Annotated in this window: 13 protein-coding genes; all 13 read right to left on the bottom strand. The window is 38.1% G+C overall.

The window, feature by feature from the left end; translation table 11 throughout:
• Positions 1–879, bottom strand: a complete 879-nt coding sequence (lgt, locus tag ACP5NR_RS02410; RefSeq protein WP_428004280.1) for a prolipoprotein diacylglyceryl transferase — start codon at positions 877–879, stop codon at positions 1–3.
• On the bottom strand, positions 876–2171 hold the full coding sequence (locus ACP5NR_RS02405; RefSeq protein ID WP_428005890.1) for a replication-associated recombination protein A: 1296 nt from the start codon (positions 2169–2171) through the stop codon (positions 876–878). Before ACP5NR_RS02405 ends, lgt begins: the two co-directional genes overlap by 4 nt.
• 1 nt (position 2172) lies before the next feature.
• A complete protein-coding gene (locus tag ACP5NR_RS02400; protein WP_428004279.1) occupies positions 2173–3105 on the bottom strand; it encodes an NAD-dependent epimerase/dehydratase family protein in 933 nt (310 codons plus the stop codon).
• 14 nt (positions 3106–3119) lie between these two features.
• A complete protein-coding gene (locus ACP5NR_RS02395; RefSeq protein WP_428005889.1) occupies positions 3120–4181 on the bottom strand; it encodes a YqeG family HAD IIIA-type phosphatase in 1062 nt (353 codons plus the stop codon).
• On the bottom strand, positions 4156–4398 hold the full coding sequence (locus tag ACP5NR_RS02390; protein ID WP_428004277.1) for a DUF4911 domain-containing protein: 243 nt from the start codon (positions 4396–4398) through the stop codon (positions 4156–4158). The genes ACP5NR_RS02395 and ACP5NR_RS02390 overlap by 26 nt, the downstream gene beginning before the upstream one ends.
• Positions 4395–5453, bottom strand: coding sequence for a hypothetical protein (locus ACP5NR_RS02385; protein WP_428004276.1), 1059 nt, complete (start codon positions 5451–5453; stop codon positions 4395–4397). The genes ACP5NR_RS02390 and ACP5NR_RS02385 overlap by 4 nt, the downstream gene beginning before the upstream one ends.
• 5 nt (positions 5454–5458) lie before the next feature.
• Positions 5459–7687, bottom strand: a complete 2229-nt coding sequence (locus ACP5NR_RS02380) for a tetratricopeptide repeat protein (protein WP_428005888.1) — start codon at positions 7685–7687, stop codon at positions 5459–5461.
• A gap of 108 nt (positions 7688–7795) precedes the next feature.
• The gene (locus ACP5NR_RS02375; RefSeq protein WP_428004274.1) at positions 7796–8551 is read right to left on the bottom strand and encodes a pseudouridine synthase; all 756 of its coding nucleotides are present in this window, start codon (positions 8549–8551) and stop codon (positions 7796–7798) included.
• Complete coding sequence (gene scpB / locus ACP5NR_RS02370) at positions 8496–9032, bottom strand: SMC-Scp complex subunit ScpB (RefSeq protein ID WP_428004273.1); 537 nt, start codon at positions 9030–9032, stop codon at positions 8496–8498. The genes ACP5NR_RS02375 and scpB overlap by 56 nt, the downstream gene beginning before the upstream one ends.
• Entirely contained in the window at positions 9025–9705 is a 681-nt protein-coding gene (locus tag ACP5NR_RS02365) for a segregation and condensation protein A (protein ID WP_428004272.1), read from the bottom strand. Before ACP5NR_RS02365 ends, scpB begins: the two co-directional genes overlap by 8 nt.
• Before the next feature lie 8 nt (positions 9706–9713).
• Positions 9714–10700, bottom strand: coding sequence for a tryptophan--tRNA ligase (gene trpS, locus ACP5NR_RS02360; protein ID WP_428004271.1), 987 nt, complete (start codon positions 10698–10700; stop codon positions 9714–9716).
• A 117-nt stretch (positions 10701–10817) separates the two neighbouring features.
• Positions 10818–11240, bottom strand: a complete 423-nt coding sequence (locus ACP5NR_RS02355) for a MaoC family dehydratase (RefSeq protein ID WP_428004270.1) — start codon at positions 11238–11240, stop codon at positions 10818–10820.
• A 10-nt stretch (positions 11241–11250) separates the two neighbouring features.
• On the bottom strand, positions 11251–11844 hold the full coding sequence (locus ACP5NR_RS02350; protein ID WP_428004269.1) for an NUDIX domain-containing protein: 594 nt from the start codon (positions 11842–11844) through the stop codon (positions 11251–11253).
• Between the last annotated feature and the right edge of the window lie 218 nt (positions 11845–12062).

The following is a 12062-nucleotide window of genomic DNA, read 5'->3' as shown; positions in this document are numbered from 1 at the left end:
TTAAGCCTCCTTGATCATCAAACCGTTATGTTTAATCCATGCGAATAAAAGTCCGCCAGATATTATGAAGATCACAGGTACAACTTGATCTATTCTAAGAGAGTAAAACCAAAGGCTGTCAAGCCTTAAAGATTCAACGAAAATTCTCAAAGTCGGATAAAGCAAAAGATACAAAGCAAAAGTTTGACCATATTTCATTCTGTATTTTTTCGTGAATTCGTAAAGAATGTAAAAGATCAAGAAATCTCCGATTCCTTCATATATGAAAGTCGGGGTAAAAAAAGCGAAATTCCCGTATCCCGGCATTCTATACATAGGTGGAACAAACATCTTCCACGGAAGATTTGTCGGCACACCGTACGCTTCATGGTTGAAAAAATTTCCCCATCTGCCCATACCTTGCGCGAATGGAAGCACCATGCCAAGCGCATCCATTGCCTGAAGATACTTAAAAGATGCATTCTTATTAAGCCTGAGGTAAAGCCATCCTCCAAAAAACATTCCAATCAAGGCTCCAAAGATTGCCATCCCACCAGTCCATGGTTCCAAAATTTGGTTTATATGATATTTGAAATATTCATTCCATGTAAAAGCAACGTAAAATAACCTTCCTCCTATAACGGCAAATGGAATTGCCACGACCATCGCTATTATAAATTCGTCCTCTTTTACACCTTCCCTAAGCAGTTGATTTCTTACAAGCAAATATGCCACCACAACAGATGAACCTATGATAACACCATACCATTTAACATGTAAAAATGAATTATTTATAAGATAAGGATCAAGTACAAGACTTCCTGAAAAGGTGACTTTTAAAAAGAAGTAAATAGCCACGATAACTGCCGTCACTATGGACCAAAAAAGTATTTTTTTCAATTTTTTGCCTCCCATTTTTTAAAACCTTTCCATAAAGTTTCAAGTTTCTCTTTAATTTTAGACTCAAGACCTCTATTCGATGGCGTGTAAAACACATGTCCTTTCAGTCTTTCGGGAAGATAATTTTCTATCAAGAACGCACCTTCAACATCGTGCGGATACACGTACCCTTGGGCATATCCCATTTCCTTCATGAGGTTGGTAGGCGCATTTCTTATTTTCAAAGGAACCTCTTCAAATGGATTATCACGCGCTTCTTTGGCAGCGCTTAAATAAGCCAGATACGTGGAATTACTTTTAGGAGCCACGGCACAATATATAACCGCCTCTGCAAGAGCGGTCGTACATTCAGGCATCCCTATGAAGTTAGAAGCCTGATAGGCGTCTATTGCCACGTTCAAGGCCCTTGGATCTGCAAGGCCGATGTCTTCGGAAGCAAATCTCACAACCCTTCTTGCTATGTAAAGGGGATCCTCACCGGACTCAAGCATTTTCGCAAGGTAATATACCGCCGCATCTGGATCGCTTCCTCTCATGCTTTTGTGGAGAGCCGAGATAAAATCGTAATGTTCATCAGCATGCTTTCTGTATCTTGGAACCGTCTTTTGCAGGATAGATTCAATTTTATCGGAGGAAACCGAATCTCCGCCGCGCCTTTTTGTGAATTCGATCGCTTCCTGAACCATATTTAAAGCCATTCTTGCGTCTCCGCCACTTAAATTGGAAATGATATCGATCGACAGATCATCAAAAGTTATCTTTTCGAATTTCAACGCTTTCTCTACGATTTTTCTCACATCGTCTTTTGAAAGCGGTTTGAAGACAAAAACATGGCATCTTGAAAGCAAAGCCGGATTTATCTCAAAACTTGGATTTTCAGTGGTCGCACCGATTAGTATCACAGATCCGGACTCCACAGATTGCAAAAGCGTATCCTGCTGAGACTTGTTAAATCTATGTATTTCATCCACAAATATGATCGTCTGCTTACCTGTCCTTTTGAAAAGTTCAGATGCTTCTTCCATTAAAGGTTTAAGTTCTCCCACTCCTTGATTTGCAGCGCTAAAATGTTTGAACTCTTTTTTTGTAAGATGCTTTATCACTTCGGCAAGGGATGTTTTCCCGCATCCGGGAGGACCATAAAGGATCGAACTGTAGAGATTATCGTTTTCTATCGCTTCTCTTAGGGGCATGCCAACCGCCAAGAGATGATCTTGCCCTATAAACTCTTCAAAACTCTTTGGCCTCAATTTAAGGGCTAAAGGTTCGTCATTCCATAAACTTCCTTGCAATTTATTTCCTTCCTTCAAAATATGAAACTGTTTCTGAAATTCCTCTCTCAAAATCGTAAGTGGGTTCCCACCGGAGAATGTTTTTTGCTTTCGAATTTTCCAGAATACTTTTTCTGAGATCGCCAGACCTTGCAGGCCCGTAAACGGGATCGAGAATGTAATTTATCCTCGATTTTAAAGTTCTAAAAACATCATTTACACTTTTTCCCGTGCCGGTGCCAATGTTTATACTTTCTCCATCTCCAAATTCAATGGCTTTTACATTCGCCCCAACCACATCTTTAACGTAAATGTAATCTCTGACGTACTCTCCGTCTCCGTTTATAGTCACCTGTTCTCCTCTGAGCATCTTCTTTGCAAATATGGCGATCACTCCGGCCTCACCATCAGGGTTTTGCCTTGGGCCGTAAACATTTCCGTACCTCAATGCGGTATATCTCAGCCCAAACTCTTTTTGGTAAAATTTAAGGTATTTTTCGCATGACAATTTTGCTATGCCATAAGGAGAAAGAGGATCTGGACATACACTTTCGGGAGTCGGATAAATTTTTGGATCTTCACCATACATAACTCCTCCGGAAGAAGAAAATACAAACTTTTCAATGCCGTACTTTACAGAAAGATCAAGCAAATTTATCATTCCCATGATGTTCACTTCCGCATCGTAAAATGGCTCTCTTACGGATTTTGAGACAGAAATTTGAGCAGCGGTATGAATCAAATATTTTGGTCTTTCCGATTGAAAAACTTTTTCGAGTTGTGCTTTATTTCTTACATCACATTCATAAAATACGACATTTGAAGAAAGATTGGTCTTGTTTCCAGTCGACAGATCGTCCACGACGATCGGAACATTTCCCATTTTAATCAATTCATCAACGATGTTTGAACCTATAAAACCAGCACCACCGGTGACTAAAAATTTTTCTGCCATGACTTTACCTCCGATTATATTTGATTTCCAACACTTTTCCATTCATCGCTTGATCCAATTGAAGGTTTTTTTCTTGTAAAAGGCCTCACAAATCGCTCAAGCATTCTCAAAAATTTGGTAAACCACATTTCATCTTTTGAAATCGGTTTAATTTTTATAGAATAAAGACCCGCAAGATTTGCCATCAATATATCCGTAAAAAGTTGATCTCCTATAACCGCAACTTCCTTTTTTGATACCCCATACCTTTTCATTATCCTCATCATTTTGGTTGTTAAAGGCTTATGTGCGTGCTTAAAAACCGCTATTTCATTTTTGACGATTATGTCAAGAGACGGAGAATTGCCATTTGACAGGATTACAACTTTACTTGATCTGGAAAGACTTTTGAGTAAGTTCAAAGTTTTAGCGTCAACGTGATTTGATCTCCATTTTGTCAAAGTACCGTCCATATCGAAGACAAAAAGTTTTATGCCCTTTGAAATCAAAAGATCGTAATTGACATCGAATACTGTATCGGCCCATTCGTTCGGAGAAATCAATTCTCCAATTCTGAAAAGCCACCCAAATGTATAAAATATGAAGTAATAGGATATCTTTTCGAGCAAGACGATTATGCTTAAAGCAACACCTACTCCCGGATAAGGTTCAACCATTATGGTATACATTCCCATCCTGTTGCCGGCGATTATGTCCGTAAAGAAAAGATCTCCCACGAATACAACTTTGGAAGGCGGCACATTCACAGTTTTAAGGGCCGACTTTAAAACCTTTAATCCTGGCTTCTTTGCCTTTGCAAAAACCTTTATTTCCGGTAATTCACTTCTCAATTTTTTTGTTCTTTCATAGGACGCGTTCGTCACGACCACAATTTTGAAACCCATCTTGATAAGATTTTTCAACAAACTTAGCACTTCATTTTGAATTTGATGCAGAAACGGGGCTAAAGTGTTGTCGTAATCGAATATTATAACTTCAAAACCCCACAATTTAAGTCTGTCGTAAGGTATTTCATCAAGAGATTTGAAATGTTCCCGTGGTATAGGTTTTCTAAAGAACTCCAAGACTCGGCCCATATTTCACCACTTCAAGATGAAGTTCATCTTTCAAATAATTTAACAATTTCAGCATATCCGGAAGATCAGTATCCACTACGACTATTTTCAAAAGATTTGATTTCGAATCGATATTTCTCACGTTCAAAAGGTTGTCTTCGGCCTCAAGCATGTAATTGACCATATGAATGTCAGATTCATCGATTTTAACGTAAAGATCGTATTCCAGTGCACTCAAAAGTTCACATCCATTCCGTAATAATAAACAGGTGCTCCACCTTCACCGCGAAGGCCAAACCAACTTTCGACGTTCGTAGAAAACACATTTAAATTCGCCAAAGTGTAAATGTTAAAAAGATAAATACCGCTACTTTCTAATTTTACATCACCACCTATACCAAATTGCAAGAAACTCAATCCAAAAGGTATGGAACTGAAATTTCCATCAACCCAGTAATTTTGTGATGACTGAATTGAAAAATCTGCTCCAAAAATGCCTAAAGGACTTCTGTAACTCGAACCAATTGAATAAAGTGGCGTTGAAACAAGAGTCATTTTACCGTAAAATGAAAAGGCACTTGAATTCAGACCGGCGGTGATCGTCGGTGTCGATTCCGTATCGTACATGGCGTAAGGTATCAAATCATTACCCATGTAAAAAGCATACAATTTAGGCTTAAATTGCGACGGCACGATGTAACGTCCTCCGATGTCGAAAATAAAACTTCCAAGGTTAATTGGCAGATTTGCGCTTATCGATGTAGTGGATTGATCTGTCAAATTGCCTTCAACGGAAAACCCGTTCAGAAATGTAAGCAAGATGCTTGAACCCTTTGGATTCACAAAGCCGAGCGTTGAAAGTGGTCCTATGTTGAAACCCAGGGACAAATTCGACAATTTTGCTTCATTATAGTTGTAATTCATCAATCCCGAGAGAATAGGCGTTTCAAAATTCAAACCTATTTCACTTGAATTATCTACGGAGAAATTGTATTGACTTTTTTGGAAAGTTTTGGCAGGAAAATTTGTACCATTGAATGTCGAAAATGCAAAGTTATTTCTTATAGGTTGAATTATAAGAAAAGAAACTCCGGTCACAGAAGATGAAGTCGAAATTTGTGATGAAACGAAGTTTTTAGGGATCAGGTTAACGCCAACATTCGTTGCCGCAAAAGTGCCGGTAAACTCAAGCGTGTGGGAGTAATAATTTGCGTTTATCTCAAGATTTATAGGTACGGCCAAAATCAACGTACTCAATCCACAGATCAGAATGAAAAAGTACAGAATTTTCATCAGTTTCACCGCTTTTCAAGCACAGAAAGTCTGGCTTGAGCTTTGGATGAATAAGGTGAGTTTGGAAATTTCGAGACCAAAGAATTGTAAACTTGTATGGCATTACTTGCCTGACCGATATTTTCATAAGAAAGGCCTATGTAATAGAGCGCTTCGGGTACTCTTTGATCTGACGGGAAAAGAGACACAAGCGCAAAAAACGCATCTTTTGCATTTGAATAATCATGCAAAGAATAGAAAAGATTTCCAAGATCGTAGGCTGCATTTGGTGCTGCGCTGCTTGATGGATACAACATGTAAACATCTTTTAAATATTTTTCGGTATTCTTAATATCGTTTATCGATTGGTAGTACTTCGCTTCTATGTAAAGTATGCCGCCTTTTGCATCATTCGAAGTGTTCTGATTTGAAAGAGAGGTCGCTATGGAAAAAGCCTTCGAAAGATCGTTTGTCTTCATGTAAGCATTTGCCTTGTAATAAAGCAAATCATTTTTTGTAGATACGTTTGGATATGCCTGCAATATCGAATCGACGTAAGCGGGTATCTGTGCGTAAAGACCAAGTTTGCCCATTGCGATGGCTTTAAGCACGTAAATGGATGATCTGTAAATATCCTGAAAATCATATTTCGCAATCCAATCGTAGGTTGCTATCGCAGAATTATAATCTTTCAAATTAACGTACAATTGACTGAGATAATAAGCCGCGTTAAGAGCAGTGTTTGGATCGGTGATTCTGTTGTTTATCGCGTAAGAAAATTGATTTATCGCGTCTTTATAGTCAGAATTGTTATAGTACATCAAGCCAAGGTTATATTCGGCTGAAAGTTTTGTCGTTTGATTACCAAAATTTATCGCATTTTTGTATGCATTTATGGCATTAACGTATTGAGAGGCCTTTGCGTAAATGTCACCTTCAAGCATGTAAGCATTTGCTTTTGTATCAGAACTCTGAGTCGTTTGTATAAGACCTGACAAAGTTGAAATGGCAAGAGAATAATTGCTTTCAAGATTGTACGTGTAAGCAAGCCAGTATATCGCAGAATCTTTCAGCGGTTCCGAAAGTTTTGAGAGATTTGTGAATATCGTTGTGGCTTGCTGGTAATTTCCACTTTCAAGGTAAGTCTTTCCTTCTTCAAGATTTATCTGATTTATGTAAGATTGAAATTTAGTCTCCATCTGTTTGTAAAGAGTAACGGCACTGTTGAAATTCTTATTTTCTCTTAACGTGTTGCCTGCATTGATGCCTGCATTGAAGGCCAATTCCAAATTTGTGGAATTGTTAAGCACATTCTCCCAATCGGATATCGCATCCGTGTAATTTCCCATCTTATACTCAGCCCATGCTTTGGCATTTAAAGCGTAATAACTTGAAGTGCCATGTTGAATCTGAGAGGCGTTTTGAAAAGTGGCTATTGCTTCTTTGTACTGGCCATTTTCGTAATAAGATTGGCCGAGGATCATGTAAAGATCAAAAGTCCAAGTCGTAGGAGAATAAGATTTTAGAGCGTTGGAAGCGGTGTCTATGGCATTTTGAATTTTACCCGAATTCAAATAAGAGTAAGATTGATAGTAAACAGACGGCTCAATAACATTTAAATCGCTGGTGTATTGCAGGACCTGTTGAAAATCAGAAATGGCTTGAGAATAATTTCCAAGATTGAAATTGACTCTTCCTTTGTAATAATAAGCCCATGCTTTCCATTGATTCGACTGAACTGTGTTCAAAACAGAGGTAGCCTGTGAATACTGACCAAGATTGAAATATATTCCTCCGACAAGTACCTTTGCTTCATCACCGTAAGTTTGAGACGTGTAAAGCATTGAGAAATATTTTATGGCATTTGAACTGTCTCCGCTTTCCATGTAAGAGTATCCCAAAGAATAAACCGAATATTCGTAATCGGCAGAATTCTCTGGAAGGTACTGGACAGCCATACCGTAAGATTTTATAGCCTGTGGATAATTTTTGAGGAGATAATAGGCATCACCTAAAGTTTCATAAGCCTGGCCGACATATTGAGATGGCTCGGTGTACTGAGAAAGAAAAAGGTTCATTTGCGCTATGGCTTGATTAAGGCCGGACACATCTCCATATTCTCTGTACAATTCGACGCTGTTCTGAGCACCTATAAGCATGTTTATGCCATTTTGATCTACAGGCATTGCAAATGAAACTGATGAATAGACAAAGAGACTTAAAAAGATGAAGAGGATGAAAATATTTTTTTTCATAAATCTATTCTCCTTTCCAAAGCAACTATATTTTCACAACATTTTGTTTATTACATAACCAAAAAGACATAATCGATATGCTATCATCTATCTGACAGTGGATACCCCCTATCCCCCCTCAACAGTTTTACGATGAGACCCGTTTTGGGTCTCATTTTCTGTTTTAACGTATTCGATCAATTGCTTTATCTCAAAATCATTCAACATCCTGTATTCACCTGCTTTAAGATGGGAGTCTATTTTTATAGGACCAAAAGAAATTCTTTTGAGTGAAACGATTGGATGACCCAGAAATTTGAATGCCCTTCGAATTTCTCTCTTTTTCCCTTCTTTTATCTCTATTCTGATTTTAGTACTTTTATCATCGACAGACAAAATTTTCACCTTCATTTTCGCCGTGTAACCATATGGGAGGGAAATTCCACCTTTTAAATCTTCTATCTGACCGTTATCGATTTGAGAATTAATTACAGCCTCATAGATCCTTGGCACTTCGTATCTCGGATGTAGCAATTTCTGGGCAAGATCTCCATCATTAGTCAAAAGCAAAAGGCCTTCAGTATCAGTGTCAAGCCTTCCGATTGGGAAAACGTCGCATTCTATATTTAAAAGATCGAAGATCGTCTTTCGACCTTGAGGATCGTTTTTGGTGGTTATATATCCTCTTGGTTTGTTAAACATGTAATATACTTTACTTTTAAAAGAGACCTTTTTTCCTTCAACTCGAACGTCATCTTCACTTGAAACGTCGATGTAATCGTACGTGACAAATCCATTTACGCTGACTTTTCCTGACTTAACAAGCATTTCAGATTTCCGGCGTGATGTTATTCCGCACATCCTCAGATATTTCTGTATTCTCAACAAGATCCTCCTTAAGATCGGACAAACTCGATATTCCAAGCGCTTTTAAAAAATTCTCAGTCGTCACGTAAAAGTACGGATTTCCCTTTTTTGTTTTATCTCTCTTTCTCTTGATCAAACCCATGGATATGAGTTCTTTGATCTGATTTGTACATGCGCTTCCCCTGAATTTCTCCATTTCTTTTAGTGTCAACGGTTGATTGTAAGCAACTATCGCAAGCACTTGCATCTGAGAATTGGTGATCTCGCTTACAGATTTTTTTCTTATCTTGGAAACCAGATCAAAATACTCGTTTTTTGTAAAAAAAGAGTATTTACCCGCCACGTTTTTGAGTTCTATTCCATGATCATCATGTGAATACGCTTCCTGTAATTGATCGATGGTTTCAAGAATTTCATTTCTGTTCCTTCCAGATAATCTAATGATATCCTGAATTGCAAGGCCATGACCGCTCATGATCAAAGCCTCAACCTCAGCCATGATATGCTTCATTTATAACCACTGTCTCTTCCGAATCGATGAATATGAAATTCAACCTTAGAAGTTCAAGAATCGTCACAAAAGTAACAACTGCTTCAAGTTTGTCCTCTGACATTCCGATTATATCGCGTATTCTCATTCTTCTACTTTTGATGATAAGCGATTTAACCATTTCAATTTTCTTCGATAAAGAGTAAAAGTCTTTAGTTATCCTGTAAACCCTTTTTCTCAAATTCATCTCTTGCCTAACAGAGTTGAGTATTTTGATGAAAGTTGAAGGCAGTGAATCATTCATTTCACGGGAAAAAGACGGCAAAATTGATATATCAAATTCCTTCACATGGAGATCGTAAAAACTTTCAACCTTTTCTGTCGTTTTCTTAAGCAGAGAGTATTCGTAAAGTTGTTTTGCGATTTCCTCTTGCTTTTCGATAACCTCACGCGAAGGGCTTAAAAGCATCCTGGATTTTATCTCCATCAAGGTAGATGCCATCAATATGAAATCCGAAGTTGTTTCTATATCCACCTTGTCCATTCCTTCAACGTACGCGACAAACTCATCAGTTATCTCTGATATTTTAAGATCAAGCGGATTCATTTTGTGCTTTCTGACGAGAAAAAGTAACAAATCAAAAGATCCTTCAAAGTTGCCGGAATGAAAATTTATATCCATTTATCACCTCAGAATAAAAGGTTCAAAGCATTTCTTACCCTTTCCATCGTCATTTCAGCGCTTTTTTTGGCCTTTTCGTTTCCGTCTGCAATTATATCGTCTATTTCTCCTTCATGTGCTTTGTAATATGCTATTTTTTCCCAAATAGGTCCTAACTTTTTCGTCATGCTATCCATAAGGATTTTTTTGCATTCGATGCAGCCTATCGTTGCATGTGTGCATCCGTAATGAACGTAATCGAGTTGTTCCTTTGACGTTTCAAAGGCAAGATGATAATACCAAACGTTACACTTTTCTGGAGTCCCGGGATCATACTTATGTACCCTTGCCGGATCGGTGGGCATAGGCATTATCTTATTCTTCAATTCTTGAGTATCCGAATCTATGTTTATAACGTTACCATAACTTTTAGACATCTTCCGCCCATCTGTACCAGATAATTTTGGTATTTTTGAAAATAAAGCCTTCGGTACTTTAAGAGTTGAGCCGTAAATGGAATTGAATTTTTCGGCGATTTCACGTGTAAATTCAAGATGATAAGTCTGATCTTCCCCAACGGGTACTCCGTCGGCATCGTATATGAGAATATCAGAAGCCATAAGAACTGGATATCCCAGAAAACCAAAAGTTGTTATTTCCCTGTCACTTAATTCTCTCAATTGTTCTTTGTAAGTTGGTACTCTTTCCAGTCTACCCAATGGAGTTATCATCGACAAAATGAGAAAAAGTTCCGCGTGCGCTTTTATCGCCGATTGCACAAAGATCACGCTTTTTTGTGGATCTAATCCAGATGAAACATATTCGCGCACCAACGTTCTCGTCATCTCTGAGAGTTTGGAAATATCTTCATAGCCCGTGGTTAACATGTGCCAATCCGCAACGAAGAAGAAACATTCATTTCCATCGTTTTGAAGTTTAACCCAATTATCAAGCGCTCCCAAGAGATTTCCTATGTGTAAATGTCCAGTTGGTCGCATACCGCTAAGTATTTTCACTTTAAAACTCCCTTCGACATTTGCCAATATTATACCAAACAAAATTCAAATTTCGAATCGTAGCGATGGCAGGTACCTGCACAGCACGTGACTCGTAGCACGTGGAATTGACAATTTTCAATTGACAATTGTCAATTTAGGCGGAATGTAGACTTCCGCTTCTCCGTTTATGACTTCTTTATCGTTGTCGATAACGTTCGTCAAAAGGAAGAGTCGCCTTTTGTCTGAATTCTTATCTTTAACTTCAACGTGAATTTTAACCGTATCTCCTACGTAAACTGGTTTTCTGAATTTTACGATTTGCGAGACGTAAACAGTACCCGGTCCTGGGAAATCTCTTCCTAAGACTTTTGATATCAAAGAAACGATGAGCATTCCATGCGCTATTCTCTTTCCGAATTGCGTTTTTCTGGCGAATTCTTCATCGATATGCAACGGATTGTCGTCTCCAGTTATTCTCGCAAATTCAATGACCATTTTATCATCTACGATCATTTCACTCTCGAAAACCATACCTGTTTTTATATCTTCAAATTCCATGTGATCTCCTTTACAAACGGCTATCTAACATGTCTATCACGTATTTAGACCAACTTTCCATCATATCGTACTTTGAAAGCAAGTCAGCCAAATTCGCAAATTCCCATGAAAATTTGTCTTTTTCTCTTATGCCTTCGATATCAGCCTTTATTTGAAAGACTATCCCAAGGTGGACTCTGTTGACCGGTGTACTTACTTCTTTTATAACGCCGATGTATTTTGGCCATTCAAAAGATTTCTTTATCACAACCTCTTCATTCATCTCTCTTTCCATTCCAGAAAGAAATTTCATCCATGGCGTGTTGCCTTCATCTTGATCGTTAACGTGACCGCCTATTCCTATGCTGTACATGCCATGAAGTCTTTTTTCAGTTTGGGTTGATAACCTTTTGACCATAAGGTAGAGATCGTCTGAATTTTGCATCACGATGTACGGTATAAGTTGCCTTATAGATTCATCGGATTCGGCTCTATCTCTTTTGACAAAAAAGCCCTTTTCTTCCGTCAAAGTTTTTATCTCTTCTATGGGTACATTCACAAACCCTTCCTCTTTGACCACTTCGTTGATGTCTTTTGCAGCAACGACAAGTATCATTTCATCCATCTCTTATCCAGCCCCTTTTTTAAAATTGGAGGTACATCAACCGTGATATTATAGCATTTAAGTCGTCTAAAATTCCTCATTTCAAGGCGGAGATACAAATGTGCTTTTTGTCTTGCATTTATCTCATTGTATACTTAAATAAATTTAAAAGTCGAATGTTCATTTAATTTAAGCGGAGGGCATGATGCCTCGATCAGTGAATGGTGATGAGTGAAGAG

It is taken from the genome of Athalassotoga sp. (assembly GCF_049965695.1).
Classification (GTDB): Bacteria; Thermotogota; Thermotogae; order Mesoaciditogales; family Mesoaciditogaceae; genus Athalassotoga.
This window is presented reverse-complemented; position numbering and strand designations above follow the sequence as displayed.